We start from the raw sequence: 24,966 nt of genomic DNA, 5'->3' as shown, positions 1-24,966 counted from the left end.
CCTGCCAGGCATCCTCCCCAGCGGAGTGCTCACGACTCCTGAAGCGGCCCGTGGCCGACATTCGGCCCGAGCACTTCGCGCAGGAACGGCACCGTCACCCGCCGCTGCGCCGCCAGCGACGCCCGGTCCAGCGCATCAAGCTGGGTCGTCAGGCCAGCCAGGTCACGTCCGGCACGCCTGAGCAACCAGCCGATCGCGGCCTCGTCGAACTGCAGGCCGCGCCGTCGCGCCCGCAGGCGCAGCACCTCGGCGCGGCCGGCGTCGTCCAGCGGCTGCAAGGGGATGCGTACGCACTGGGCCAAGCGTGAGCGCAGGTCCGGCAGCCCCGGAGGCAGCGCCGCCGGGGCCGCGGACGCGGTGTAGAGCACGCTGCTTCCCGCGGCGCGGGCGCGATTGTGGAACTCGAACAGCGCGACCTCGTCGTCACGCCGGCCGGCGATCGCCTCGAGTCCGTCCAAAGCGACCAGCCCGGGGCCGTCCCCCAGCGATTCCAGCGCTTCATGCAGGCGCCCCGCGGCCAGCGCCAGCGGAAGGTAGGTTGCGCGGCGTCCCGGGGCGTCGGCTTCCGCACACGCCGCCAGCGCCAGGTGCGTCTTGCCGGTGCCCGCCGCGCCATCGAGATACAGCCACTCGCCGCTGCCGGCGACCAGCATGCGCAGCTGCCCGATCGCACCAGGCGGCGCATCCACGAAGGTGTCGAAACGCTGGTCCGGGGGATAGCGCAGCGCCAGCGGCAGCTGCCGGTTCACGCGCCGTCGCGGGCCGGCCCGGGCTCGACACCCCCCGCGGGCATGTCGGCGGGGTCCATCGGCGCCCCGGCCACGGCCGTGGCCGGAACCAGCAGGTGCGCCGGCAGCCCACCGGCCACGCCAACGCTGGTGTCCACCAGCACGCCCGTGTCCGCCTCGGCGGCGCGGCCGGCATAGAGCTTGCTGGCGGTGTAGCGCTCATGCGCGAAACGCAGCATGACGTTGACCACCGCCGCCCCCGGCAGCGCGATCAGCATGCCCACGAAGCCGAACAGCACGCCACCGGCCATCACCGCGAAGATCACCGCCACCGGATGCAGCCCGATGCGGTCGCCGACCAGCTTCGGCGTCAGCCAGTAACTCTCGATCAGCTGGCCCAGGCCGAACACCACCGACACGCCCAGCAGGTGCTGCCAGTCCCCGTACTCGATCAGCGCCGCGATGATGCCAAGGACGATGCCGGTGGCCGGGCCGATGTAGGGAATGAAGGTGAACAGGCCGGCGATCAGGCCGATCAGCAGGCCCAGCTCCAGGCCCACGAGCCACAGGCCGAGGCCGTACATCACGCCCAGGATCACCATCACCAGGAACTGCCCGCGCAGGAAGCCGCCCAGCACGTCGCTGGACTCGCGCGCCAGCCGGCTCGCCGTGTCCACATGGTCACGGGGGATCACCGAGGCCACGCGCTCGACCATGAGGTCCCAATCGCGCAGGAAGAAGAAGGTGATGACCGGGATCAGCACGATGTTGACCGCCCAGGTCACCATCGCCATGCCCGAACGCGAGACCACGCCCAAGGCGGTCGCGGCGATGCCGCCAGCGCGCTCGGAGTGTTCGCGGAAGAAGTCCAGCATCCGCGCCGGATCCATCCAGGCGTCGATATCGACCCCGGTACGCGCCTCGAGCCACGGCAGGGCGCTCTGCAACAGCCAGTCGCGATAGCCCGGCAGGGCTTCACCCAGGATCCTGATCTGGCCCGCGATCATCGGCACCAGGATCACCAGCGCAAGCACCAGGAACAGCACCATCACGGTGAACACCATCACCACGGCGATGTTGCGCGAGCGCCCGGCCTCCTCGAGGCGGTCGACCAGCGGGTCGCCCATCCAGGCCAGCAGCGCCGCGAACACGAACGGCGTCAGCACCGGGCCCAGCCGCCACACCAGCCAGCCGATGGCGCAGAGCAGCAGCGCCCACTGCAGGCGCATGAGGAAGCGCGAAACCACCACGTCAGCGTGTTCGTCCATGATCCAGGTCCTCAGCGCAGGTAGAACTCGGGCGGCACGCCCTCGATGTTGCCGCCCGACTCGACCAGCACCGCTTCATCCAGCACGCGACGGAAGCCCGCGAGGCCGGTCAGCAGGTCGAGTTCGAGCTCAAGGCTGTTGGGCGTCGCCCGCAGCGGCCGGATGCCGCGCACCACCGAAGTGGACTGCAGCCAGGAGGACAGGCGCACGAAGTCGTTGGCGCTGTTGATGCCGGTCACCACCACGCGTTCGACCGCGGGCTCGCCCACGGGGCTGGCCTTGGCATAGCGACGCACCAGCGCATTGGCTGCACCATCCGCGCCCGAGGCAATGGCGCGGCGCGCCTGCGCATCTTCTTCGGACCAGGTCGCGAGCACGCGGCCGTTGTCGATGAAAGTCCAGTCGGCCTTCCAGCCGCCACCGGCGCGATAGAGCTTGCCGACCAGCTGCATCGGCGGGCTGTAGCGCGCGGAAATGCGCGAGATCGCCGCGGTATCGCCACGCCAGATCGCGCCCACTGCGGCCTTCTCGGCCGCCGTGCCGTTGGGCAGGCCGAGGCGGTAGCCGCGCTCGATCGCCCGGTCCAGCACCGGCCGCGCCACGTTGTTCTGCCCCAGCGCAACCAGGCGCGGGCCGCTGCCGTCGTCGATCGCCAGCCACAGCACGGGCTTCGGCCGCGGCTCCGGCCACAGCGGCAGGCCGAGCGCGCCGGCGACGGCCTGGACCTCGTCCTCGCGGAAACGCACCACCAGCACCGTGCTGTAGGTCGGCGAACCGGCGGCCGAACGGCCTTCGTCCTGGCGGTAGTCGTAGCCTTCGACGAAATCACCTGCGCGACGCAGTTCGCGCGAAACCCCCGGGCGCCTGGCGACGCCGGCATCGCCCGAAAGCTTGCCCAGGACCTGCGCCAGCGCGCGCGAAAAGCCGGATTGCCGCGCCGCCTCCGCCTGGCTGCCAACCGTGACTTCGGCCTGGTACAGGCCACTGGCCCCGGCGCGATCGCCCTCCACGCGCTGGGCATGGGCCCAGCCCGGGAGCAGAAGTGCGAGGAGCAGCGCGAGCAGCAACGCCTTGGGCATCGTCGTTCCCTGGACCAGTGTCAGGCAGGAATGGTGCCGCAGCCGCGCCGCCGCGTCCATGAAGTTGGCCTCGAGGCTGCTAAAATCGCCGTTTTCCTGCGCGGCGAGCCATCGTGACCAGCCCCACTCCGCTGACCTACCGTGACGCCGGCGTCGACATCGACGCGGGCAATGAAGTCGTCGAACGCATCAAGCCGCTGGTGAAGCGCACCTTCCGCCCCGAGGTGATGGGTGGGCTGGGCGGCTTCGGCGCGTTGTTCGACCTGTCGGGCAAGTACCGCGAGCCGGTGCTGGTCTCGGGCACCGACGGCGTCGGCACCAAGCTCAAGCTCGCGCAGCAGCTCGGCCGCCACGACACCATCGGCATCGACCTGGTCGGCATGTGCGTCAACGACGTGCTGGTGCAGGGCGCCGAGCCGCTGTTCTTCCTCGACTACTTCGCCACCGGCAAGCTCGACATCGACACCACGGTGGCGGTGGTCGGCGGCATCGCGAAGGGCTGCGAGCTGGCGGGCTGTGCGCTGATCGGCGGCGAAACCGCGGAGATGCCCGACATGTACGCCCCCGGCGAGTACGACCTGGCCGGCTTCACCGTGGGTGCCGTCGAGAAGTCCGAACTGCGCGACGGTGGCCGCGTCGCCGCCGGCGACGTGCTCATCGGCATCGCCTCCAGCGGCCCGCACTCCAACGGCTATTCGCTGATCCGCCGCATCTACGACCGCGCCGGCCGCCCCGGCGACACCGACCTCGGCGGCGTGCGCCTGGAAGACGCGCTGATGGCGCCCACCGCGCTGTACGTGAAGCCGGTGCTGGAACTGCTGCGCGGCGCCGAAGGCGCGTCCATCCACGCCATGGCACACATCACCGGTGGCGGCCTGACCGAGAACATCGTGCGCGTGGTGCCCGACGGGCTGGGCGTCGACATCGATGCCGGCGCCTGGGCGATGCCCGCGGTGTTCGAATGGCTGCAGCGCGAAGGCGCGGTGGCTCCCGAAGAGATGTGGCGCACCTTCAACTGCGGCATCGGCTTCGTGCTGGTGGTGGACCCGGCGCGTGCGCCCGCGGTTTCGGCCGCGCTCCAGGCGCTGTCGCTCGCGCACTGGACGATCGGTTCGGTGGTGCCGGCAGATGCCGGCACGCCCCGCGTGCGCATCGGCTGAGCGCAGTATCCGTGGCCGCAACCCCCCGCCTGGCAGTGCTGGCTTCGGGCCGCGGCAGCAACCTGCAGGCGATCCTCGATGCGGTCGCCGACGGTCGCCTGCATGCGCGGGTGGCCGGAGTCTTCGGTGACCGCACCAGGGCTTTTGCGCTCGAACGCGCACGCGACGCGGGCATCCCGGCGCGCGCGCTGCGCCCTCGCGACTTCGCCAGCCGTGGCGAGTTCGACGCTGCGCTGTTCGCCGCGGTTGCAGCCGTGGAGCCGGACTTCATCATCTGTGCCGGATACATGCGCCTGCTCGGGGCCGACGCGATCGCGCCCTGGGAGGGACGGATCGTCAACATCCACCCTTCGCTGCTGCCTGCGTTCAAGGGCCTGGACACGCATGCACGGGCACTGGATGCCGGAGTGGCGGAGCACGGCGCGAGCCTGCACTTCGTCAGCGCCGACCTCGACGGCGGCCCGGTGATTGCGCAGGCGCGGGTGCCGGTGCTGCCGGACGACGACGCCGACGCCCTCGCGCGCCGGGTCCTCGGGGTCGAGCATCCGCTGATGATCTCGGCGCTGGAGCTGCTGTGCTCCGGCCGCATCCGCCTTCGCGGCGCCACGGTCGAGCTCGACGGCCAGGCCCTGCAGGCGCCGCTTCAGCTGGCAGCCAACCGCCTGTGGGCATGATCCGCCGGTCATGAACACCTTCTTCCATATCGGGCTGGCGGCCTTGCTTGCCGTCTGCGTGCCAGCGCCCGCGGCGGCCAACCAGGTCCCTGCCCGCGAAGCGTCGGCGGCCTCGCTGGACGCGGCCGCGGCCCCCGATGACCACGGCCCACCCGCGCTGCAGCCCTTCGTCGCGACCTACGACGCCTGGAACAAGGGCAAGCCCGCCGGCACCGCCAGCATGCGCCTCACGCGCCTGGATGGCGGGCACTGGCAGATCGACCTCGACGTGACAGGAAACCGCGGCCTTGCGCGCTGGGTGCGCCTGGATATCGACCAGGGCACCGTGTTCGACGTGGTCGACGATCGCTACCGCCCACTCCGCCAGAACACCCGGCGCAAGGCCCTGTTCATGGGCCGCGAAATCGAGGGCGTGTACGACTGGGATGCGGGCGTCGCCAGGTGGAGCGGTGACATCAAGGAAACCCGCCGGGAGCCGGTGGCGCTGCAGCAAGGCGACATGAGTGGCCTGCTGATCAACCTCGCGATCGTCCGCGATGCCGAGCCCGGGCGCAGCCTTGGCTACCGGTTCGTGGACGGCGGCCGCGTGCGTGACCACCAGTACTCGGTGGCCGGGGTCCCCGAGCACGTCGAAGTCGACGGTCTGTCCTACCAGGCCCTGCGGGTTTCACGCACCAACGGCGGCAATGATGAAACGATCTTCTGGGTAGCGCGCGGCGTACCCACGCCGGTCCGCATCCTGCAGAGGGAAAACGGCGAAGACGCCATCGACCTGCGGCTGGTCGAATACCAAGGAGTCCAATAGATGCAGTACATGAAATCCCTGCGCGGCCGTGCCGCGATGATCGGTGCCGGCCTGTCGCTGGCCCTCGCATTCACGCCCGCCCTCGCGATCGAAGCGTTCAGCGCCGATTACCAGGCCAAGTACATGGGCATGGAAGCGACCGCGAAAATGACCTTGGCCAGCGTCGGCAAGGATCGCTGGGAATACCGCATCGATATCGGCGGCATGGGCGCGGAGCTGGAACAGAGCACCACGTTCGAGGTCGACGGCAAGCAATGGCGCCCGCTCAAGAGCGTCGACAGCCAGCGTGGCACCAGCGGCCTTGCGGCGATGCTGGTCAAGAGCAAGACGGTGACCGCAGACTACGACTGGGACCGGGGCGAAGCGCGCTGGACCGGCGACGTCAAGGACGATCGCGCGGGGCCGGTGAAACTGCGCGCCGGCGATCTCGACGGCATGCTGATGAACCTGGTCCTGGTGCGCGACGTGGCCGCGGGCAAACCACTCGACTACCGGCTGGTCGAGGACGGCCGGGTCAAGCGCCAGACCTTCCAGGTCGCCGGCGAAGAAACCATCCAGGTCGGCGGCAAATCGCACCAGGCCACGCGCGTGGTGCGCAAGGACGGCAAGCGCGAAATCATCGCCTGGGTCGTGGATGGCCTGCCGGTGCCGGCGCGGGTGCTGCAGCGCCGGGATGGTCGCGACCATGTGGACCTGCAGCTGACGTCGGTCGACTGACCGGCGCCGCTGGACGAAAAGCCGCGGCACCCATACGACAAGGGCCCTGCATCGCGGGGCCCTTTTGTATGGTTCTTATCCCGATTGAGGGGGCTTTCGGTTGATTGCTTCGGGAGGGTCCGCGCTGCCCGCTCTTGACCTTCGTCCCGAAGCCAAGAAACGCCACGGCCCGTCCCATGCACAGGGGGTGTGCGTACAGCCGGCCATGGATGGCCGGCGGCCGGCCTTGGGAGCAGGACGCGGACAGGCCGGGGGAGCACACCCCCTGTGCGCGGGACGGGCTGCGCGGACCAGGACGGAGCAGCTCCCGGCGCAACAACGCCCCAACTGTCACGTCAGCACCGCAGAGCCTCGAGAAGAACCAGCCACTCCGCCTAGCCGGCCGTAAGCCTCTCCCTCAACCGGGAGAAAAACCTTTCGTATCCCCTCAATCGATGCGGCGGATCCGCGCGCCCAGCCCCGACAGCTTGCGCTCGATATGTTCGTAGCCGCGGTCCAGGTGGTAGACCCGATCAATCACGGTCTCGCCCTCGGCCACCAGCCCGGCCAGCACCAGCGACGCCGACGCACGCAGGTCGGTGGCCATCACCGGTGCGCCGCTCAGGCGCTCGACGCCGGTGACCGTGGCCCGGTTGCCGTCGACGTGGATCTCCGCGCCCAGGCGCATCAGCTCGTTCACGTGCATGAAGCGGTTCTCGAAGATCGTCTCGTCGATCGTCGCCATGCCTCCGGCGATGCAGTCCATGGCCATGAACTGCGCCTGCATGTCGGTCGGGAACCCGGGGTGCGGGGCGGTGGTGATGTCGACCGCGCGCGGTCGGCGGCCGCGCATGTCGGCGGTGATGCGGTCACCGTCGATGGTGATGTCGGCGCCAGCGGCGGCAAGCCTTTCCAGCACGGCGTCCATGGTGTCCGGGCGCGCATGGGTCACCGTGACCCGGCCGCCGGTGATGGCTGCGGCCACAAGGAACGTCCCGGCCTCGATGCGGTCGGCGACCACGTCATGGCGCGCACCGTGCAGGCGGTCGACGCCGCGCACGACGATGCGCGAATCGCCCGCGCCTTCGATATCGGCGCCCATCGCCATCAGGCAGTCGGCAAGGTCGACGATTTCCGGCTCGCGCGCGGCGTTGTCGATCACCGTGGTGCCCTGCGCGAGCGTCGCCGCCATCAGCAGGTTTTCGGTCGCGCCGACGCTCACCGTGTCGAAAACCACGTGCCCACCCTGCAGGCGGCCGGCACGCGCGTTGATGAAGCCGTGTTCGACCGTGATCCGTGCCCCCAGCGCTTCCAGCGCGCGGATGTGCAGGTCGACCGGGCGCGAGCCGATGGCGCAGCCGCCCGGCAGCGCGACCTCGGCGGCGCCGTGGCGGGCGACCAGTGGGCCCAGCACCAGCACCGACGCACGCATGGTGCGTACCAGTTCGTAGGGCGCGATGTGGCTGTCGACGCTGCGCGGGTCGACCACCATGTGGCTGCCGTCGGCGTCGTGGGTGACGCCGGCGCCAAGCCCGTCGAGCACGCGCGCGGTCGTGACCACGTCGTGCAGGTGCGGCACGTTGCGGATCTCCACCGGCTCATCGGCCAGCAGCGTCGCGCACAGGATGGGCAGCACGGCGTTCTTGGCGCCGGACACGCGGACCTCGCCCTCCAGGGGCACCCCGCCTTCGACAACGATCTTCTGCATCAGGCCGGCCGCTGCTCGTCCGGCGTCAGGGTGCGCAGCGCCAGGGCGTGGATCTCGTTGCCCATCAGCGCGCCCAGGGTGGCGTAGACCATGCGATGGCGCGCCAGCGGCAGGCGACCGGCGAAGTCCGGATGCACCACCAGCGCCTCGAAATGCACGCCGTCATCGCCGCGCACCTCGACCTCCGCGCCGGGCAGGCCCTGTTCGATGAGATTGCGGATGGTGTCTGCGTTCAAGGTGTCGTCCCGGTCATGAAGGGCATGTAAGCGGCCTGCCGCCGGCGGCGCGGGTGGCCGCAGGCCGGGGGACAAATCCGCGTAAGATGAACGGGTTAGCATAACGAATAAGGGCCCGGCCCGTAATGTCCGGCACCAGAAAACAGTCCGAGAACGCCGCGGCCGCGCATGACTTCGCGGCCAGTGGCCACCGTGTGTTCGCCATCGAGGCCCGCGGCCTCGCGGCCGTGGCCGCGCGCATCGATGGCGATTTCTCGCGCGCCTGCAGCCTGCTCCTGGCCTGCCGCGGCCGCGTGGTCTGCACGGGTATGGGCAAGTCCGGCCACGTGGCACGCAAGATCGCCGCCACCCTGGCATCCACCGGCACGCCCGCGTTCTACGTGCACCCCGGCGAAGCCGGCCACGGCGACCTCGGCATGGTCACCGACGCCGACATCGTGCTGGCGCTGTCCTACTCGGGCGAATCCGACGAACTGCTGCAGTTGCTGCCGGTGCTCAAGCGCCAGGGCAACGCACTGGTGGCGATGACCGGGCGCCCCGGCTCCACGCTCGCCCGGGCGGCGGCCGTGCACCTCGACGTCAGCGTGCCCGAGGAGGCCTGCCCGCTGCACCTGGCGCCGACATCCAGCACCACCGCCTCGCTGGCGATGGGCGATGCGCTCGCAGTGGCCCTGCTCGAGGCGCGCGGCTTCACAGCCGACGACTTCGCCCGCTCGCACCCCGCCGGCGCGCTCGGTCGACGCCTGCTGCTGCACATCGCCGACGTCATGCACACCGGCGACGCCGTGCCCCGCATCCACGCCGACGCGACCGTGAGCGAAGCGCTGGCCGAGATCAGCCGCAAGATGCTGGGCATGACCGCCGTGGTGGATGGCGACGGCCGCCTGCTCGGCCTGTACACCGACGGCGACCTGCGCCGCAGCCTGGACGCCGGCATCGACGTGCGCACCACGCCGATCTCGGACGTGATGACCCGCGACCCGCGGACCATCGGTCCCGACGCGCTCGCCGCCGAGGCCGCGCAGCTGATGGAAGCCCACAAGATCGGCGGGCTGGTGGTGGTGGACGGCGATGGCCGCGCGGTCGGCGCGCTGAACATTCACGACCTGTTGCGCGCGCGCGTGGTGTGATCGCGCGTCCATGTCGACCTCGCCTCCCGCCTCCCCCTCCCCCGCGCTGCTCGCGCGCGCCGCGCGCATCCGGCTGGTCTGTTTCGACGTCGACGGCACCCTGACCGACGGCCGCCTGTACATCGCCAGCGACGGCACCGAGACCAAGGCCTTCCACGTCCATGACGGCCTGGGCATCTCGCTGCTGCGCCGCTCCGGCATCGCGGTCGCGTTCGTTACCGCGCGCACCAGCCCGGCGGCGGAAATCCGCGCCCGCGACCTCGGCGTCGAGGCCCACACCGGCATCAAGGACAAGCAGGCCTGCGTGGACGGCCTGCGCGAGCGCCTGGGGCTGGCCGCCGACGAGGTGGCGTTCATGGGCGACGACCTGACCGACCTCGCCGTGCTCTCCGGCGCCGGCCTGGCCGCGGCGCCGGCCGACGCCCATCCCGCGATCCTCGGCCGCGTGCACTGGCAGGCCTCGGCCCGCGGTGGCCGCGGCGCGGCGCGCGAGTTCTGCGACCTGCTGCTGGCCGCGCGCAGCGACGACGCCGTCGATGACGCCGGGACGGCGCGCCAATGAACTGGCGCGCCGCGATGATCCTCGTGTTGCTGGTTGCCGCGATCGCCAGCGGCTGGTCGGCATGGCGGCAGCACGCCGAAGTCGACGATGCAACCACGACCAGCGACCGCTCCGACTACATCCTCGAGGACTTCCAGCTGGTGTCGCTCGACAGCGATGGCCGGGAAGCCTTCACCCTCCGCGCCCCGCACCTGCATCGCAATCCCGTGGACGAAACCATGTCGCTGCGCGAACCGGTCTTCCTGCTGCCCGAAGAAGGCAGCGAGTTGTACTGGGACCTGCGCGCAGCCACCGGCTGGATCAGCGCCGACAGCGAGGAGATGCGCCTGCGTGGCGAGGTGGTGGTGGTATCCGACCCCGCCGGCACCCGCGAAATGCGCATGGAAACCGAGGCCCTGGACGTGTTCCCGGGCCAGCGCCGGGCCCGCAGCGACGCCGCCGTGACCATCACCCAGCCCGGCACTACAATGCGCGGCACGGGCATGGAAGCCGACCTGGCCGACAAACGCTTCCAGCTCACCTCCAAGGTCCAGACCCGCTATGTCCCCACGCGCCGCTAGCCTCACGACGCTTCTCGCCATCGCCGCGGCGATGTCCGCCGCGCCCGCGTGGGCGAAATCCAGCGACCGCAGCCAGCCGATGGACCTGACCTCCAACAGCCAGGACTGTTCGCTGGCCGACGACGGCAGTCCCTGCGTCTTCACCGGCAACGTGCGCATCGTGCAGGGCACCCTCGATGTGCGCGCCGCCAAGGCCGACGTGCGTCGCGGCGGTGGCGACATCCAGAAGGTGATCCTGACGGGGTCGCCGGTGCGCCTGCAGCAGGACCTCGACGACGGCGGCGCGATCGATGCCACCGCCAGCACCGTCGACTACAACCTGCAGACCGAAACCGTGGTCTTCACCGGAAACGTCGAGATCAACCAGCCCGGCCGCGGCACCATGGCCGGCGGTCGCATCGTCTACAACATGGCCACCGGCCGCGTGCAGGGTGGCGGCCAGGACGGCCAGCAGATCCGCACCCGCATCCTGCCCAAGGGTGCCAAGGACGGCCAGGACGGCCAGGACGGCGGCTGATGCTGGTCGCCGAAGGCCTGCGCAAGCGCTATGGCCAGCGCGAAGTGGTGCGCGAGTTCGGGCTGACCCTGGAAGCGGGCGAAGTCGTCGGCCTGCTCGGCCCCAACGGCGCCGGCAAGACCACCTGTTTCTACATGATCGTCGGCCTGGTCCCAGCCGATGCCGGACGCATCGTGCTCGACGGCCGCGACATCACCGGCGAACCGATGCACCGGCGCGCGCGCCTGGGCGTCGGCTACCTGCCGCAGGAACCTTCGGTGTTCCGCAAGCTCAGCGTGGCCGACAACATCATGCTGGTGCTCGAGCTGCGCGAAGACCTGGACCGCAAGGGCCGCGAGGCCGAACTCGCCTCGTTGATGGACGAATTGCAGGTCACCCACGTGGCCGGCCAGCATGGCGCGAGCCTTTCCGGCGGCGAGCGGCGGCGGGTGGAAATCGCCCGCGCACTCGCGGCCCGTCCAAGCCTGATCCTGCTCGACGAACCCTTCGCCGGCGTCGACCCGATCTCGGTCGGCGAGATCCAGCGCATCGTCCGCCATCTGAAAAATCGCGGCATCGGCGTGCTGATCACCGACCACAACGTGCGCGAGACCTTGGGCATTTGCGACCGCGCGTATATCCTCAGTGATGGTGGCGTGCTCGCGCAGGGGGCTCCGGACGCGCTGCTGGCCGACCCGGACGTGCGCCGGGTCTACCTCGGGGAGTCCTTCCGACTGTAAACCGGAGGGTGCGTCCCCGCTTGATCGGGAACGCCGTGAAGCCTCGTTTGCAGACATCGCTGGGACAGCACCTGGTACTGACGCCGCAGCTGCGTCAGGCGCTGCATCTGTTGCAACTCCCGATCCCCGAACTTGAAGCCGAGATCACTGCGGCCGTCGAGAGCAATCCGCTGCTGGAATGGGACGAATCCTCGCCACTGTCCGCATCGGCGGAAGACGGATCCGGCAGCGAGGACCAGCGCGCCGGGACCGAAAGCGCGGCAAGCGACCATGACTGGGATGTCGAGCGCGACAGCGCATGGGCCGACAGCGGGCGTGGAAGCAGTGGCGGCGACGGTGATGCGGGCAGCGACGCCTCCGAGCGCATCGCCCAGTCCGAAACCCTGCGCGGCCATCTGTCATGGCAGCTCAACCTCAGCCACCTGTCGCCGCGCGAACTCGCCATCGGCGAGGCCCTGGTCGACGCCATCGACGACGATGGCTACCTGCGCGAGCCACTTTCCGCCATCTCCGAAGCGATGGCCCCCGACCTGCAGTGCGATGAAGCCGAGATCAGCGCCGTGCTGCAGCGGGTGCAGCGACTGGACCCGACCGGCGTCGGCGCGCGCGACCTCGGCGAGTGCCTGCTGCTGCAGCTGGACGCCCTGCCCCCCGACACGCCCGGCCACGCGGTGGCACGGCGCGCGGTGGCCACCCTGATCGAACGCATCGCCAAACTCGGCGCCCCGGGCCTTGCCGACGCCCTGCACTGCAGCGAGGACGAAGCCAACATGGCGCTGCAGCTGATCCGCAGCCTCGACCCGCGGCCCGGCTCCAGCATCGGCGGCATGCCGCACGACACCTACGTGGTGCCCGACTGCAGCATCTCGCGCCATAACGGCATCTGGAAGGTGTCGCTGGCCGGCGGCCGCCACGCCAGCCTGACCATCCATCGCGGCTACGAACAGATGCTGCAGCACACCGTCGGCGCCGACGCCGGCTACCTGCGCGGACGGCTGCAGGAAGCGCGCTGGCTGCTGAAGAACCTCGCGGCCCGTGGCGAAACCCTGCTCAAGGTGGTCCACTGCCTGGTGCGCGAGCAGTCGGGCTTCCTCGAGTTCGGTGCCCAGGCGCTTCGCCCGCTGACCCTGCGCGAAGTCGCGGCGCAGATCGGCATGCACGAGTCCACCGTGTCGCGCGCGGTTGCCCGCAAGCACGTACACACGCCGCGCGGCACCATCCCGCTGCGCGCATTCTTCGCCTCGGGAATCGACACCGGCGGCGGCGGCGAAGCCTCCAGCATCGCGATCCAGGACATGATCCGGCGCCTGGTAGATGCGGAAGATCCGCGCAAACCGCTCTCCGACGCACGCTTGGCCGAACGCCTGAAGGACAGCGGCATTCCCGTGGCCAGGCGCACCGTGGCCAAGTACCGCGAGGCGCTGAACATCCCGTCCTCGCACGAGCGCGTGCGGATCGCCTGAACGCCACGTCGACGCTTCCCGCCCCCCGGAGGCTGGGTTAACCTGTCCATGACACCCACTGCGCCGCCATGCGCGATGCTGTGGCTCCCACCGAGAAGGAGGTTGCGATGCTCATCGAGACCCACGGCCAGCAGATGGACGTCACCCCGGCACTGCGCGACTACGTCGAGACCAAGCTTGGCCGCCTGTCGCGGCTGTATGACCCGCCGCTGCAGGTCCGCACCCAGCTCAGCATCGACAAGCCCGACCACCGCGCCGAAGCCACCGTCAGCGTGGCCGGCAAGACGCTCCACGCCGATGCCCGCGCCGCCGACATGTACGCGGCCATCGACCTGCTCGCCGACAAGCTCGACCGGATGCTGGTGAAGGAAAAGAAGAAAATGATCGACCACCATCGCCGCGGCGGGAATCCCGTGCGCGACGGCGAGTTCGGCTGAGGCACAGAAGGCCCGGGGATGCCATACACCGACCTGCTCTCCGCCAGCCGCATCGTGCAGGTGGTGTCGCCCGGCAGCCGTGACCAGGTCCTGGATGTCGCCGCCCGCCTGTTGGGCGGCGACTCTCCGGAATGGACCCTGCTGATCGCCAACGGCCTTCGCGGCCGCGAAGCCGTCGGCAGCACCGCGATTGGCCACGGCGTCGCCATCCCGCACTGCCGCAGCGACTCCTGCAGCGAACCGCTTGCCGCCTTCCTGAGGCTGGCGAACCCGGTCGATTTCAATGCGCGCGATGGCGAACCGGTGGACCTGGTCTTCGCCATGGCGGTGCCCGGCGATCGCACGCAGCAGCACCTCGATACCCTGTCGGAACTGGCGGGCCGGTTCGCCGATACCGACTTCCGCCAGTCAGTACGCCACGCACCGGACATCAACGCGCTGCGTGCGCTGCTCCTGCGCTCGGGTGGGTCGTCCGAGGCGCGATCGGCATGAAGGCGGTGATCACCGCGCAGGCGCTGTTCGACCAGCTCCGCGAACGGCTTGAACTGAAGTGGCTCGCCGGCCGGGCCGGCGCCACGCGCCAGCTCGAGTCGGTCGACACCGTGTCGCGCCGGCCGTCGCTGGCCGGATACCTCAACATCATCTATCCCAACAAGGTGCAGATCCTCGGCAGCGAGGAGCTTGCCTGGCTCGACGGCCTGGAACCCAGGCAACGCTGGGAAACACTGGAAAAGATCCTCCAGTTCGGGCCGCTGGCGCTGGTGGTCAACAAGGGCCAGCCCTGCCCCGAGGACCTGGTGGAGATGGCCGAAGAGTCGGGCATCGCGCTGTGGTCGTCGCAGCGCCGCGGCCATGAGCTGTACAACGTGCTGCAGTACCACCTGGCCGGTGCGCTGGCAGCCAGGGTCACGCTGCACGGTGTGTTCATGGAGATCTACTCGATCGGCGTGCTGGTCACCGGCGAGTCCGGGACCGGAAAAAGCGAGCTCGCGCTGGAGCTGGTGACCCGCGGCCATCGCCTGGTCGCCGACGACGCCCCCGAGTTCGCGCAGATCGCCCCCGACGTCCTCGACGGCACCTGTCCCGAACTGCTGCAGGACCTGCTGGAGCTGCGCGGCCTTGGCGTGCTCAACATCCGCGAGATGTTCGGCGACACCGCGGTGAAGCGGAACAAGTACCTGCGCCTGATCGTCCATCTCGCACGGCCCGAGGACACCCGCGAGGCACGCGACCCCAGCGGCATGGTGCGCCTGACCGGCGACCTCGGCGCGCGCCGCGTGCTGGACCTGGACGTGCCGATGATCACCCTGCCGGTGATGCCCGGCCGCAACCTCGCGGTGCTGACCGAAGCCGCGACCCGCGTGCACGTGCTGCGCGCCAAGGGCGTGGACCCGGCCTCGGCCTTCCTCGCGCGCCACTCCCACTTCCTTGAGCGGGGCATGTAATGAACACCGCCAACAACTCGCTGATCATCGTCAGCGGCATGTCCGGAAGCGGCAAATCCGTTGCCCTCAACACCCTCGAAGACCTCGATTTCTACTGCGTCGACAACCTGCCGGCGGAGCTGCTGCCCGACTTCGTGCGCAGCGCCACCCATCCCGAGCGCGCGTCGCAGAAGCTCGCGGTTGGAGTCGACGTGCGCAGCCGCGGCGACCTTGCCAGCATCCCGGAGTGGCTGTCCGCGGTCGGTGCGATGGGCTTCGACCCGAAGCTGGTGTTCTTCGACACCATCGACGACATCCTGCTCAAGCGCTACGCCGACACCCGCCGCCGGCACCCGCTGACCCGGCTTGGACTGGCCCTGTCGGATGCCATCGCGCTGGAACGCCAAGTGCTGCGCCCGCTGGTCTCGCTGGCCGACGTCATCATCGACACCAGCGAATTGAACGTGCACCAGCTGCGCCGCCGGGTCCTGACCGACCTCGGGCTGAGCATGGATTCATCGCTGTCGCTACTGTTCGAATCCTTCGCCTACCGCCGCGGCGTGCCGCCGGACGCGGACTTCGTGTTCGACGCCCGTGCCCTGACCAACCCGCACTGGGATGCCCGCCTGCGGCCGCTGTCGGGTCGCGACGGCCCGGTGCGCGAGTTCTTCGCGGCACAGCCGGAGGTCGCCGAGTACCTGCAGCATGTCAACGGGTTCCTCGACGCCTGGCTGCCGCGCATGCATTCGTCCACGCGCAGCTACGTCACCGTCGCCTTCGGCTGCACCGGCGGCCGCCACCGCTCGGTCTACCTGGCCGAGGCCGCCGCGGAACACGCGCGCGCGCAGGGCTGGAAGGAAGTCGCCACCCATCACCGCGGGCTGGATTGATCTCCGGACCCGGCGCGGACCGGCCCTGCGCATCGCTGGAACCCGTGGCTTCCGCACGCGCCGCTTCCTGAGGGTCATGCGGCTCTGTTAATTTGTATCGATGGCCGTCGGCATCCTGCTCATCACCCACGTTGGCATCGGCACCGCGTTCAAGGCGGTGGCGGGCCGGCTTCTGGGTACGCTGCCGCTTGCGATCGAAGTCTTCGAGATGTCCTATGACGCCGATCCCGACGCCATGCTGGCAACCGCCAGCGCCGCCCTGCGTCGCGCCGACAGCGGCGACGGCGTGCTGCTGCTGACCGACGTCTATGGCGCCACCCCCGCCAACCTCGCCGCGCGCCTGGCGCACCTGGGCACGCCGGTGCGCCGCGTCTCGGCGCTGAGCCTGCCGATGCTGCTGCGGGTATTGAACTATCCCGAGCTGCCGCTCGACCAACTGCCTGCGGTGGCCGCCGCGGGCGCGCGCAATGGAGTGGTGCACGATGACGCCTGAGGCGGGACTGCCATGATCGAACGCGAACTCACCGTCTCCAACCGGCTGGGGCTGCATGCGCGCGCCACCGCGCGCCTGGTGCAGCTGCTGTCGGACTACGACGTCAACGCGACCCTCACCGCCAAGGGCCGCGAGGTCAACGCCAAGAGCATCATGGGGGTGATGCTGCTCGCAGCCGGCACCGGCACCGCGGTCAAGCTGGGCGTCGAAGGGCCGGACGAAGTGGCCGCCGCCGACGCCGTGTGCGGACTGTTCGAGCGGCGATTCGACGAGGACAGCTGATGCGCCAGCTGCTGCCCGGCCATGGCGCATCGCGGGGCAACGCCCTGGGCCGCGCCCGGGTGCGGCAGCCGCATGCGCTGGAAGTCGCCGAAGAGCGCATCACCCGCGCCGCGGCACCCGGCGAGGTGGCGCGCCTGCATGAAGCCATCGACATGGTGCGGGCCGATCTCCGCGACCTGCGCTCGCGCCTGCACGGCGCGCTCGCCAAGGAAGTGGGCGAGTTCCTCGACCTGCACGCCCTGCTGCTTGACGACCCCGAACTGCTGCAGGGCCTGGACGATCTCATCACCCGTGACCTCTACGGCGCCGATTACGCGCTGCGCATGCAGCGCAACCGCCTGGCCGCGGTGTTCGAGAGCATGGACGACCCCTATTTCCGCAGCCGCATCGAGGACATCGACCACGTCATCGGCCGCATCCATGCAGCGCTGCACCGCCACGACGCCAGGCCGACGGGCGTGGCCGGCGAAATCCTGGTGTCCGACGCCCTGGGGCCGTCGGAAGTCGCGCGGCTGCATGCGCGCGGCGTGATCGGGATCGTGACCGCGGGCGGCAGCATGCTGTCGCACAGCGCCATCCTCGCGCGCAGCCTGCACATCCCGCTGGTGGTGGGCGCGCCGCAGGCGTTGGCGCAGGTCAATGACGGCGACGTGCTGATGATCGACGGCACGACGGGGCTGGTGATCGTCGATCCCGGCGCCGACGACCTGCTTGCGCACCGCGAACGCGTGCGCGAAGGCAAGCGCGAGCGGCGCCAGCTGCACCGCCTGCGCCGCGAGCCCTCGCGCACCCTGGACGGTGTCGACATCCGCCTGTATGCGAATGCCGAGGCCCGCGAGGACGTGGCCGAAGCACACGCCCTCGGTGCGGCCGGCATCGGCCTCTACCGCACCGAATACCTGTTCCTGCAGCGCAGCGAACTGCCCTCCGAGGACGAGCAGTTCGTCGCCTACCGCGATCTGGTCCTCGGCATGACCGGGCGCATCGCGACCATCCGCACCCTGGACGTCGGCGCCGACAAGGCCGACGACAGCGGGCTCGTTCTGCCCGGCGAGCCCAACCCGGCGCTGGGCGTGCGCGGCGTGCGCCTGGCCCTGCGCCGGCGCGAGGTGTTCGCCACCCAGCTGCGCGCGATCCTGCGCGCATCGGGCTATGGCCCGCTGCGGATCCTGCTGCCGATGGTGGCGCGGCGCGAAGAGCTGGTCGCCGCACGCCGCCTCGTGCGCCAGGTCGGCGCACGCCTGCGTCGCGAGGGACATGCGGTGGCCGACAACATTCCCCTGGGGGCGATGATCGAGGTGCCGGCGGCCGCGATCGCGCTGCCGGCGTTGATCGACATGGTCGACTTCATCTCGATCGGCACCAACGACCTGGTGCAGTACCTGCTCGCGGCCGACCGCGGCAACGACGCCCTGCAAGAACTCCACAGCCCGCTGCACCCGGCGGTGATCCAGCTGCTGCACCAGGTGCTGGCCACCGCGCGGGCGCACGGCCGGCCGGCCGCGGTCTGCGGCGAGATGGCCGGCGACCCGCTGTTCACCCCGCTGCTGCTGGCACTGGGGCTGGAAGAGTTCAGCCTGCATCCGTCGACGCTGCTGGAAGTGCGCCGCGAAATCCGCAGGCTCGACCTTGCCGGGCTGCGGCGGCGCACACCCGCGCTGCTGCGCGCGCGCGACGAGGCCGGCATCGCGCGCTGGCTGGCGGCAGCGGCGGCCGCGCCGTGACGGCCGGCGACGCCCTCGCCGGGATCGTCGCGCCCGGCGTCGTCGCGGAGGCGGCCGCGATCCGGCAACGCTTCCTCGCCGCCGCGCCTTTCCGCCACTGCGTGATCGAAGGCTTCTTCGCGCCCCCGTTCGTCGAGGCGCTGCTCGCGCAGTTCCCGGCCTTCGAGCACGGCAACGCGTTCAACGAGGACGGAGTCGCCGGCGGCAAGTCGACGGTCGAGCGGATCCGCGGGCTGGGCGAGGCCTACGCCCGGCTGGACGCCTGCATCCAGTCGCCCGCGTTCCTCGAGCTGGCCGGACGCCTGACCGGCATCGACGGACTGCTCTACGACCCCGGCTATTTCGGCGGCGGCACCCACGAGAACCGCGACGGCCAGAGCCTCGACAACCACATCGACTTCAACCACCACCCAGCCACCGGCTGGCACCGGCGCCTGAACCTGATCGTGTACCTCAACCCGGAGTGGCAAGACGACTGGGGCGGCGCGCTCGAGCTCCATCGCGATCCCCACGACCCGGCGGCCGACGAAGTGGTCTCGGTCGCGCCGGCGTACAACCGCTGCGTGATCTTCGAAACCACCGAGCACAGCTGGCACGGCTTCCCGCCGATCCGCCTGCCGCCGGAGCGGGCCGTGCTCACCCGGCGCTCGATCGCGCTGTACTTCTATACGCGCGAGCGGCCCGCGGACGAGGCGGCATCGCCGCATTCCACCATGTATGTCGATCGCCCGCTGCCTGCCCACATCGCACCGGGACGCGTGCTGACCGGTCGCGACGTCGAGGAGCTGCGCGAGCTGCTCGCGCGTCGCGACGCACACAACCGCCGCCTGTACGGCGACATGCGTGTACTGCAGGCGGAGCTTGACCGCAGCTTCGCGGGCCGGCTGTTCGCCGCCGCGCGGCGGGTCCGCGCACGCCTCTGGCGCTGAGCGGATCGCCGAGCGGGTCGCGGGGTGGGCAGCGGGATCGGCGCGGGCGATAATGCAGGCATGAACGCCTGACCCCTGTCGCGCATCACCGTTCCGCGACGCGCCCCCTCGGAAGCATTCCATGGCCGAAGCCGTCCGCCACGACAAGACCGCGCGCCAGCTTCGCCTGCTGTCCGATGCGCTCGACAGCGGCCGCCTGGGGCCGGTGCGACGACTGGTCAACACGCTGGCGCCGGCCGAGATCGGCAACCTGCTTGAATCGCTTCCGCCCGACCGCCGCATGGTGGTCTGGGGCCTGGTCGATGCCGAGGACGACGGCGAGGTCCTTGTCCACGTCGGCGACGAGGTGCGCGAAAGCCTGCTTGCGGACATGGATCCCGACGAGATCGTCGCCGCGGTCGAGGACCTCGACATCGACGACCTCGCCGACCTGGTCGAGGACCTTCCCGACACGGTGATCGACGAAGTCCTGAAGTCGATGGACCGCGAGAACCGCGAGCGCCTGGAGCAGGCCCTGTCCTACGCCGAGGACACCGCCGGCCGCCTGATGAACCCCGACGTGGTCACCGTGCGCGCCGACACCACGGTCGACGTGGTGCTGCGCTTCCTGCGCCTGCGCGGCGAACTGCCCGAGCACACCGACCACCTGTACGTGGTCAACCGCCGCCACCAGCTGCTGGGCTGGGTGGCGCTGCAGGACCTGGTGACCCGCGATCCGGGCAGCCCGATCAACAAGCTGATCGACGACGCGCTGACCGCGATCCACGTCGGCGAGTCCGCGGAATCGGTCGCGCGCCAGTTCTCCGACCATGACTGGGTGTCCGCGCCCGTGGTCGACGAGGGCAACGTACTGCTTGGCCGCATCACCATCGACGACGTGGTCGACATCATCCGCGAGCAGGCCGAGCACCAGGCGCTGGGCGCCGCCGGCCTGGACGAGGACGAGGACCTGTTCTCGCCGGTGAAGCGCGCGGTGCGCGGGCGCATCGTGTGGCTGGGCGTGAACCTCGCCACCGCCTTCATGGCGGCGGCGGTGATCGGGCGCTTCGAGGCCACCATCGAACAGATCGTGGCGTTGGCGGTGCTGATGCCGATCGTCGCCGGCATCGGCGGCAACGCCGGCATGCAGGTGCTGACGCTGATGGTGCGCGGCCTTGCGCTGGGCCAGGTTGGTGCGAGCAACGCCAGCGTGCTGCTGTGGAAGGAGCTGCGGGTGGCGCTGATCAACGGCCTGCTGATCGGTGGCTTCGTGGGACTGGTGGCCTTCGCCTGGTTCCAGGACTGGATGCTGGGCCTGGTGATCACCGCCGCGCTGGTGATCAACTTCGCCTCGGCCGCGCTGGCCGGGGTGCTGGTGCCGCTGGCGATGAAGCGCGCCGACGTCGACCCCGCGGTGGCCGGCGGCGTGGTGGTCACCGCAGTGACCGACGTGGTGGGCTTCTTCAGCTTCCTGGGGCTCGCGACAGTCGTCCTGCTGCGCTGACGAAACCCCCTCCGTAGGAGCAGCTATAGCTGCGACCGGGATCCACGATCGCAGCTATGGCTGCTCCTACAGTGAAGATTGCCGCGTCAGGCGGGATCGCGGCGCCAGCTCAGGCCAGCAGTGCCTCCAGCACGGCCATCCTCACCGCCACGCCATTCGCCACCTGGCGCAGGACCAGCGACTGCGGGCCGTCGGCCACGTCGTCGCTGATCTCGACGCCGCGGTTCATCGGACCCGGATGCAGCACCACTGCATCCGGCGCGGCTCGGCGCAGGCGCGCGGCCGTCAGGCCGTAGTCGCAGTGGTAGGCCTCGAGCGAGGGCACCAGGCCCTCCTCCATGCGCTCGCGCTGCAGGCGCAGCATGAACACCGCATCCACGCCCTCGAGCGCGGCGTCGAGGTCGCTGCCGACGCTGCAGCCGGCCAGGGTCGCGTCGTCGGGCAGCAGGTTCGCCGGCCCGCAGGCGCGGATCTCATCGACGCCCAGTACGCGCAATGCATGCAGCTCCGAGCGCGCCACGCGCGAATGGCGGATGTCGCCGACGATCGCCACCTTCAAGCCGCTGAAGTCCGCGCCCTTGGCCTGGCGCAGGCTCAGCACGTCCAGCAGGCCCTGGGTCGGATGCGCGCTGCGCCCGTCGCCGGCGTTGACCAGGGCCGTGCCCGGCTGCGCCGAGGCCGCGAGCATCGCCACCGCGCCGTCTTCGCGATGGCGGACCACGAAACCGCGCACGCCCATGGCCTCGATGTTGCGCAGTGTGTCGAGCGCCGTCTCGCCCTTGCTGGTCGACGAAGTGGAGGCGTCAAAGGCCAGCGTGTCCGCACCCAGGCGCTGCGCCGCGCGCTGGAACGACAGCCGCGTGCGCGTGGAGGGTTCGAAGAACAGCGTGCATACCGCGGTGCCGGCCAGGGCCGTGCGCGGATCGGCGCCGCCGCCGTGGTCGACGAAGGCCTGGGCGCGGTCGAGCAGCCCGACCAGGGTCGACCGCGGCATGCCTTCCAGGGTCAGCAGGTGGCGCAGGCGGCCGTCGCCGGTCGACTGCAGGGTCATGCGGATGCGTCCGGTTCGGCGGCGTCGGGATCGACCACGGTGGCGTCGCCTGGCGCGGCCAGCCAGCGCTCGACGATGACCGCGGCGGCCACCGCGTCCAACGCGGCCGCATCGCGCCGGCGGCGACGCCCTTCGGCGCGGTCCACGGCGAAGCGCTGCGCGGCTTCGATCGAACTCGATCGTTCGTCGACCATCACCACTGGAACCGCATAGCGGCGCGCCAATTCGTGCGCGAACGCACGCGCGCGCAGCCGGATCGGCTGGTCGCCGCCGTCCAGGGTCATCGGATCGCCGACCACGCAGCCATCGGGGCGCCACTCCTTCTGCAGCTTGTCGATCGCGGCCCAGTCGACCTTGTCCGCATGTACGTCGACCACTTCCAGCGCGCGCGCGCCGTGGCCGAAGGCGCTGCCCACGGCCACGCCGATGCGGCGCGCGCCGACGTCGAAGCCGAGCACCGTGCCGTCGTGGCGGATGGTGGCCATCAGGCGTGTCCGGCGTAACCGGGCATGTGCGCCAGGTCCACGCCGATGCGGCCCGCCGCGGCCTGCCAGCGCGCGTCAAGCGGCAGCGCGAACAGGAGCTCGTCATCGGAAGGCACGGTCAGCCAGCTGTTCTCGGCCAGTTCCGCATCCAGCTGCCCCGGGCTCCAGCCGGCGCAGCCAAGCGCCACCACGACCTTGCCCGGACCGTCGCCCCGCGCCATCGCCTCGAGCACGTCGCGCGAGGTGGTGACGCGCAGCCCGTTGGCCACGGTGAGGCTGGAATCCCAGTCGCGCTCGCCATCGTGGATCACGAAGCCGCGTTCCGGGTGCACCGGGCCGCCGGCGAGCACCGGGGTCGCGCACAGCGCCTCGTCGCCGCAGGCGATGCCCATCTGCGAGAAAATCTCGCCCAGGGTGTAGTCCGAGCGCCGGTTCACCACCACGCCCATGGCGCCGCCCGCATCGTGCTGGCAGAGCAGCGATACGGTGCGCGCGAAGTTGCCGTCGGCCAGCGAGGGCAGCGCGACCAGCAGCTGGTTGGCGAGTGGCGTGGACTGGACCGGCATGGCGTCATTCTATCCAGTGGCGACGCCACGCGCGCGCTGCCGGCTACCATGGCGCCTTCACCACCGCCGCGGAAAACCTCCATGTCCGTAGACGCCCCCCTGCCGCGCAACGAGCGCGCCTTCATCGTATTGCTGGCGGTGCTCCAGGGCGGCCTGCTGTACCTCGCCGAGAAGGGGCACGACGCGGGCTGGTGGCCGTTCGCGGAGCTGGCCGGCCGGGTCTGCTGGTACACCCTGGTGCTGGCCGTGCCCACGATGATGGCTCTGAGCGTGGTGCGCCTGCGCGACGCGCGCTTCTGGCAGCACGCGATCGCGGCGACCGTGGTGTTCGCCGGGCTGGCCACCTGGGCGTCGTGGAATGCCACCGGCGGGTCCGGGATCAACGCCGGCAGCGTGCTGGGACCATTCGGTGCTTCGATGGCCATCGGCCTGTTCGTCGCCCTGCCCTGGTTGCAGTGCCGTCTGGCCCACGGCCACTGGCGCGCACCCTACCCCTGCCTGTTCGAACACGCCTGGCAGAACGCGCTGACGCTGGCGCTGGCGGGGTTGTTCACCGGCATCTGCTGGCTGGTCCTGTGGCTCTGGGGCGCGCTGTTCGCGCTGGTGAAGATCGACTTCTTCCGCGACCTGTTCCGCGAGGACGCCTTCATCTATCTCGCCACCGGCGCCATGGCCGGCCTGGGCGTGCTTATCGGCCGGACCCAGCACCGCGCCGTGCAGGTGGCGCGACAGATCCTGTTCGCGATCTTCACCGGCCTGCTGCCGCTGCTGGCCTTCATCGCCGTGCTGTTCGTGGCCAGCCTGCCGTTCACCGGGCTTGCCCCGCTGTGGGACATGCGTTCGGCGGCGGCGACGCTGGTTGCCGTGGTCGCCCTGCTGGTGGCGTTCACCAACTCGGTGCTGCAGGACGGCCAGGGCGAACGCCCCTATCCGGGCTGGCTGCGGCGCCTGGTCGATGCCGGCCTGGTGCTGCTGCCGGTGTACGCGCTGCTGGCGCTGTATGCGCTGTGGTTGCGCATCCACCAGCATGGCTGGACCGCGGAGCGGTTCTGGGCCGTGCTGCTGGCGGTGGTGGTGTGCGGCTACGCGTTCGGCTACGCCTGGGCGACGCTGCGCAACCGCTCCGACTGGCTGGGCACGATCCGGCCGGTGAACCGGATGATGTCGCTGGTCGTGGTGGCGCTGGTGATCCTCGCCAATACCCCGCTGCTGGACGCGCAGCGGATCGCGGTGGGCAGCCAGATGCAACGCCTGGCCGACGGCCGTACCGAAGCCGACGACTTCGACCTCGACTGGTTGCGTCACGACAGCGGCCGCCGCGGCTACGAAGCCACGCTTGCACTGCGCGACCACGCCGCGTGGGCAGGCAACGAGGAACGGCTCGCGGAGCTCGAGCGGGTGATTGCGCGGACCAGCCGCTGGGGCACGCCGCAGAGCGACGACGCCGGACGACCGGTGCGCGATATCGCGCAGCTGCGTGCGCAGGTCCAGCTGGCCGAGGGAGCGGATTCGCCCGACGGCGACTGGTGGGAGGCGCTGGCCACCGGACGCCCGGGCAGGAACGAGTGCGTCGGGGTGGCCGACGACTGCATCCTGCTGACCCCGGACCTGGACGGCGACGGCGTCGCCGACCCGCTGCTGTGTACGCTCGGGGACGGCTATGGCGCGCGATGCGCGCTGTTCGCCCGCGATGACGCGGGCGAGTGGAGCATCACGGCCAACCTGCAGGCGTGGCCACCGGGGACATCGGAGCGGGCCTGGCGTCGCGCGCTGCGCCGTGACCTTCTGGGTGGCCGGGTGCAGGCGGTTCCGCGACGCTGGCCCGACCTGCGGATCGGCGATGACCAGCCGAGGCAGTTCGACAACGCCGGCCCCGCTGGTCCCTGAGCTGGCAGCG

27 protein-coding genes and 1 pseudogene are annotated in these 24,966 nt (G+C 70.5%); 20 read left to right on the top strand and 8 right to left on the bottom strand.

Annotated elements, in window-relative coordinates:
• Positions 1 to 29: 29 nt before the first annotated feature.
• The 3 genes and pseudogenes from hda to ACW7G5_RS02090 form a co-directional block, all read right to left on the bottom strand.
• A complete protein-coding gene (gene hda, locus ACW7G5_RS02100) occupies positions 30 to 749 on the bottom strand; it encodes a DnaA regulatory inactivator Hda (RefSeq protein WP_457001388.1) in 720 nt (239 codons plus the stop codon).
• A 158-nt stretch (positions 750 to 907) separates the two neighbouring features.
• Positions 908 to 1,996, bottom strand: a pseudogene (locus tag ACW7G5_RS02095) (AI-2E family transporter); the annotation flags it as partial.
• Between the two features lie 11 nt (positions 1,997 to 2,007).
• The gene (locus ACW7G5_RS02090) at positions 2,008 to 3,075 is read right to left on the bottom strand and encodes a DUF2066 domain-containing protein (protein WP_457001387.1); all 1,068 of its coding nucleotides are present in this window, start codon (positions 3,073 to 3,075) and stop codon (positions 2,008 to 2,010) included.
• 113 nt (positions 3,076 to 3,188) lie between these two features.
• Between ACW7G5_RS02090 and purM the strand changes: the two genes are divergently transcribed.
• The 4 genes from purM to ACW7G5_RS02070 are packed head-to-tail and all read left to right on the top strand — an operon-like array spanning position 3,189 to position 6,431.
• Entirely contained in the window at positions 3,189 to 4,235 is a 1,047-nt protein-coding gene (gene purM, locus ACW7G5_RS02085; protein WP_457001385.1) for a phosphoribosylformylglycinamidine cyclo-ligase, read from the top strand.
• A gap of 11 nt (positions 4,236 to 4,246) precedes the next feature.
• Entirely contained in the window at positions 4,247 to 4,909 is a 663-nt protein-coding gene (gene purN / locus ACW7G5_RS02080) for a phosphoribosylglycinamide formyltransferase (RefSeq protein WP_457001383.1), read from the top strand.
• A gap of 10 nt (positions 4,910 to 4,919) precedes the next feature.
• Positions 4,920 to 5,714 (top strand): DUF3108 domain-containing protein, encoded by a 795-nt coding sequence (locus ACW7G5_RS02075; protein WP_457001381.1) that lies wholly within the window; start codon positions 4,920 to 4,922, stop codon positions 5,712 to 5,714.
• A 9-nt stretch (positions 5,715 to 5,723) separates the two neighbouring features.
• Positions 5,724 to 6,431 carry a DUF3108 domain-containing protein gene (locus ACW7G5_RS02070; RefSeq protein WP_457002822.1) on the top strand — a complete coding sequence of 236 codons (708 nt, stop codon included), beginning with the start codon at positions 5,724 to 5,726 and terminating at the stop codon, positions 6,429 to 6,431.
• A 427-nt stretch (positions 6,432 to 6,858) separates the two neighbouring features.
• On the opposite strand, the gene murA is transcribed toward ACW7G5_RS02070, so the two are convergent.
• Positions 6,859 to 8,118, bottom strand: coding sequence for a UDP-N-acetylglucosamine 1-carboxyvinyltransferase (gene murA / locus ACW7G5_RS02065; RefSeq protein ID WP_457001379.1), 1,260 nt, complete (start codon positions 8,116 to 8,118; stop codon positions 6,859 to 6,861).
• Entirely contained in the window at positions 8,118 to 8,354 is a 237-nt protein-coding gene (locus ACW7G5_RS02060; protein ID WP_457001378.1) for a BolA family protein, read from the bottom strand. The genes murA and ACW7G5_RS02060 overlap by 1 nt, the downstream gene beginning before the upstream one ends.
• Before the next feature lie 125 nt (positions 8,355 to 8,479).
• On the opposite strand from ACW7G5_RS02060, the gene ACW7G5_RS02055 reads away from it, so the two are divergent.
• The 15 genes from ACW7G5_RS02055 to mgtE all read left to right on the top strand — a co-directional run bounded on the left by ACW7G5_RS02055 (position 8,480) and on the right by mgtE (position 20,967).
• Positions 8,480 to 9,484 carry a KpsF/GutQ family sugar-phosphate isomerase gene (locus ACW7G5_RS02055; protein WP_457001376.1) on the top strand — a complete coding sequence of 335 codons (1,005 nt, stop codon included), beginning with the start codon at positions 8,480 to 8,482 and terminating at the stop codon, positions 9,482 to 9,484.
• A gap of 10 nt (positions 9,485 to 9,494) precedes the next feature.
• Positions 9,495 to 10,046, top strand: a complete 552-nt coding sequence (locus ACW7G5_RS02050; protein ID WP_457001374.1) for a KdsC family phosphatase — start codon at positions 9,495 to 9,497, stop codon at positions 10,044 to 10,046.
• On the top strand, positions 10,043 to 10,606 hold the full coding sequence (lptC, locus tag ACW7G5_RS02045) for an LPS export ABC transporter periplasmic protein LptC (RefSeq protein WP_457001373.1): 564 nt from the start codon (positions 10,043 to 10,045) through the stop codon (positions 10,604 to 10,606). The genes ACW7G5_RS02050 and lptC overlap by 4 nt, the downstream gene beginning before the upstream one ends.
• Before the next feature lie 31 nt (positions 10,607 to 10,637).
• Positions 10,638 to 11,123: a lipopolysaccharide transport periplasmic protein LptA gene (gene lptA / locus ACW7G5_RS02040; RefSeq protein ID WP_457001371.1), complete on the top strand. Its 486-nt coding sequence runs from the start codon at positions 10,638 to 10,640 to the stop codon at positions 11,121 to 11,123.
• Positions 11,123 to 11,842, top strand: a complete 720-nt coding sequence (gene lptB, locus ACW7G5_RS02035) for an LPS export ABC transporter ATP-binding protein (RefSeq protein WP_457001369.1) — start codon at positions 11,123 to 11,125, stop codon at positions 11,840 to 11,842. Before lptA ends, lptB begins: the two co-directional genes overlap by 1 nt.
• Positions 11,843 to 11,877: 35 nt before the next feature.
• Positions 11,878 to 13,305, top strand: coding sequence for an RNA polymerase factor sigma-54 (locus ACW7G5_RS02030; RefSeq protein WP_457001367.1), 1,428 nt, complete (start codon positions 11,878 to 11,880; stop codon positions 13,303 to 13,305).
• A 107-nt stretch (positions 13,306 to 13,412) separates the two neighbouring features.
• A complete protein-coding gene (gene hpf, locus ACW7G5_RS02025; protein ID WP_343255674.1) occupies positions 13,413 to 13,742 on the top strand; it encodes a ribosome hibernation-promoting factor, HPF/YfiA family in 330 nt (109 codons plus the stop codon).
• Positions 13,743 to 13,760: 18 nt separating this feature from the next.
• Positions 13,761 to 14,234, top strand: coding sequence for a PTS sugar transporter subunit IIA (locus tag ACW7G5_RS02020; RefSeq protein ID WP_457001365.1), 474 nt, complete (start codon positions 13,761 to 13,763; stop codon positions 14,232 to 14,234).
• Complete coding sequence (gene hprK / locus ACW7G5_RS02015; RefSeq protein ID WP_457001364.1) at positions 14,231 to 15,187, top strand: HPr(Ser) kinase/phosphatase; 957 nt, start codon at positions 14,231 to 14,233, stop codon at positions 15,185 to 15,187. Before ACW7G5_RS02020 ends, hprK begins: the two co-directional genes overlap by 4 nt.
• Entirely contained in the window at positions 15,187 to 16,056 is an 870-nt protein-coding gene (gene rapZ / locus ACW7G5_RS02010; RefSeq protein ID WP_457001362.1) for an RNase adapter RapZ, read from the top strand. Before hprK ends, rapZ begins: the two co-directional genes overlap by 1 nt.
• Positions 16,057 to 16,156: 100 nt before the next feature.
• Complete coding sequence (locus ACW7G5_RS02005) at positions 16,157 to 16,549, top strand: PTS sugar transporter subunit IIA (RefSeq protein ID WP_457001361.1); 393 nt, start codon at positions 16,157 to 16,159, stop codon at positions 16,547 to 16,549.
• 12 nt (positions 16,550 to 16,561) lie between these two features.
• Positions 16,562 to 16,831, top strand: coding sequence for an HPr family phosphocarrier protein (locus ACW7G5_RS02000; protein ID WP_457001359.1), 270 nt, complete (start codon positions 16,562 to 16,564; stop codon positions 16,829 to 16,831).
• The gene (gene ptsP / locus ACW7G5_RS01995) at positions 16,831 to 18,555 is read left to right on the top strand and encodes a phosphoenolpyruvate--protein phosphotransferase (protein ID WP_457001357.1); all 1,725 of its coding nucleotides are present in this window, start codon (positions 16,831 to 16,833) and stop codon (positions 18,553 to 18,555) included. The genes ACW7G5_RS02000 and ptsP overlap by 1 nt, the downstream gene beginning before the upstream one ends.
• A complete protein-coding gene (locus ACW7G5_RS01990) occupies positions 18,552 to 19,484 on the top strand; it encodes a 2OG-Fe(II) oxygenase (RefSeq protein ID WP_457001356.1) in 933 nt (310 codons plus the stop codon). Before ptsP ends, ACW7G5_RS01990 begins: the two co-directional genes overlap by 4 nt.
• A gap of 121 nt (positions 19,485 to 19,605) precedes the next feature.
• Positions 19,606 to 20,967, top strand: a complete 1,362-nt coding sequence (mgtE, locus tag ACW7G5_RS01985; protein WP_457001354.1) for a magnesium transporter — start codon at positions 19,606 to 19,608, stop codon at positions 20,965 to 20,967.
• A gap of 109 nt (positions 20,968 to 21,076) precedes the next feature.
• Here mgtE and ACW7G5_RS01980 read toward each other — a convergent pair whose 3' ends face one another.
• Genes ACW7G5_RS01980 through ACW7G5_RS01970 form a run of 3 tightly spaced genes read right to left on the bottom strand, consistent with a single transcriptional unit; the run spans position 21,077 to position 23,069 of the window.
• Complete coding sequence (locus tag ACW7G5_RS01980) at positions 21,077 to 22,018, bottom strand: aspartate carbamoyltransferase catalytic subunit (protein ID WP_457001353.1); 942 nt, start codon at positions 22,016 to 22,018, stop codon at positions 21,077 to 21,079.
• A complete protein-coding gene (gene ruvX / locus ACW7G5_RS01975) occupies positions 22,015 to 22,503 on the bottom strand; it encodes a Holliday junction resolvase RuvX (protein ID WP_457001351.1) in 489 nt (162 codons plus the stop codon). The genes ACW7G5_RS01980 and ruvX overlap by 4 nt, the downstream gene beginning before the upstream one ends.
• Positions 22,503 to 23,069, bottom strand: a complete 567-nt coding sequence (locus ACW7G5_RS01970; RefSeq protein ID WP_457001349.1) for a YqgE/AlgH family protein — start codon at positions 23,067 to 23,069, stop codon at positions 22,503 to 22,505. Before ACW7G5_RS01970 ends, ruvX begins: the two co-directional genes overlap by 1 nt.
• Before the next feature lie 81 nt (positions 23,070 to 23,150).
• Here ACW7G5_RS01970 and ACW7G5_RS01965 point away from each other — a divergent pair, with 81 nt between their 5' ends.
• The gene (locus ACW7G5_RS01965) at positions 23,151 to 24,956 is read left to right on the top strand and encodes a DUF4153 domain-containing protein (protein WP_457001348.1); all 1,806 of its coding nucleotides are present in this window, start codon (positions 23,151 to 23,153) and stop codon (positions 24,954 to 24,956) included.
• The last annotated feature ends 10 nt before the right edge of the window (positions 24,957 to 24,966 follow it).

The sequence above is a fragment of the Luteimonas sp. A501 genome, assembly GCF_054052085.1.
The sequence above is the reverse complement of the archived record's forward strand: the minus strand, read 5'-3'. Positions and strand labels throughout refer to the sequence as shown.

Bases quoted from the DNA above. Each gene is read 5' to 3' on its own strand.
- ACW7G5_RS02090 (WP_457001387.1), bottom strand. From the start codon at position 3,075: ATGCCCAAGGCGTTGCTGCTCGCGCTGCTCCTCGCACTTCTGCTCCCG.
- ACW7G5_RS02075 (WP_457001381.1), top strand. From the start codon at position 4,920: ATGAACACCTTCTTCCATATCGGGCTGGCGGCCTTGCTTGCCGTCTGC.
- ACW7G5_RS02070 (WP_457002822.1), top strand. From the start codon at position 5,724: ATGAAATCCCTGCGCGGCCGTGCCGCGATGATCGGTGCCGGCCTGTCG.
- murA (WP_457001379.1), bottom strand. From the start codon at position 8,118: ATGCAGAAGATCGTTGTCGAAGGCGGGGTGCCCCTGGAGGGCGAGGTC.
- ACW7G5_RS02055 (WP_457001376.1), top strand. From the start codon at position 8,480: ATGTCCGGCACCAGAAAACAGTCCGAGAACGCCGCGGCCGCGCATGAC.
- ACW7G5_RS02050 (WP_457001374.1), top strand. From the start codon at position 9,495: ATGTCGACCTCGCCTCCCGCCTCCCCCTCCCCCGCGCTGCTCGCGCGC.
- lptC (WP_457001373.1), top strand. From the start codon at position 10,043: ATGAACTGGCGCGCCGCGATGATCCTCGTGTTGCTGGTTGCCGCGATC.
- lptA (WP_457001371.1), top strand. From the start codon at position 10,638: ATGTCCGCCGCGCCCGCGTGGGCGAAATCCAGCGACCGCAGCCAGCCG.
- lptB (WP_457001369.1), top strand. From the start codon at position 11,123: ATGCTGGTCGCCGAAGGCCTGCGCAAGCGCTATGGCCAGCGCGAAGTG.
- hpf (WP_343255674.1), top strand. From the start codon at position 13,413: ATGCTCATCGAGACCCACGGCCAGCAGATGGACGTCACCCCGGCACTG.
- ACW7G5_RS02020 (WP_457001365.1), top strand. From the start codon at position 13,761: ATGCCATACACCGACCTGCTCTCCGCCAGCCGCATCGTGCAGGTGGTG.
- hprK (WP_457001364.1), top strand. From the start codon at position 14,231: ATGAAGGCGGTGATCACCGCGCAGGCGCTGTTCGACCAGCTCCGCGAA.
- rapZ (WP_457001362.1), top strand. From the start codon at position 15,187: ATGAACACCGCCAACAACTCGCTGATCATCGTCAGCGGCATGTCCGGA.
- ACW7G5_RS02005 (WP_457001361.1), top strand. From the start codon at position 16,157: ATGGCCGTCGGCATCCTGCTCATCACCCACGTTGGCATCGGCACCGCG.
- ACW7G5_RS02000 (WP_457001359.1), top strand. From the start codon at position 16,562: ATGATCGAACGCGAACTCACCGTCTCCAACCGGCTGGGGCTGCATGCG.
- ptsP (WP_457001357.1), top strand. From the start codon at position 16,831: ATGCGCCAGCTGCTGCCCGGCCATGGCGCATCGCGGGGCAACGCCCTG.
- mgtE (WP_457001354.1), top strand. From the start codon at position 19,606: ATGGCCGAAGCCGTCCGCCACGACAAGACCGCGCGCCAGCTTCGCCTG.
- ACW7G5_RS01980 (WP_457001353.1), bottom strand. From the start codon at position 22,018: ATGACCCTGCAGTCGACCGGCGACGGCCGCCTGCGCCACCTGCTGACC.
- ruvX (WP_457001351.1), bottom strand. From the start codon at position 22,503: ATGGCCACCATCCGCCACGACGGCACGGTGCTCGGCTTCGACGTCGGC.
- ACW7G5_RS01970 (WP_457001349.1), bottom strand. From the start codon at position 23,069: ATGCCGGTCCAGTCCACGCCACTCGCCAACCAGCTGCTGGTCGCGCTG.
- ACW7G5_RS01965 (WP_457001348.1), top strand. From the start codon at position 23,151: ATGTCCGTAGACGCCCCCCTGCCGCGCAACGAGCGCGCCTTCATCGTA.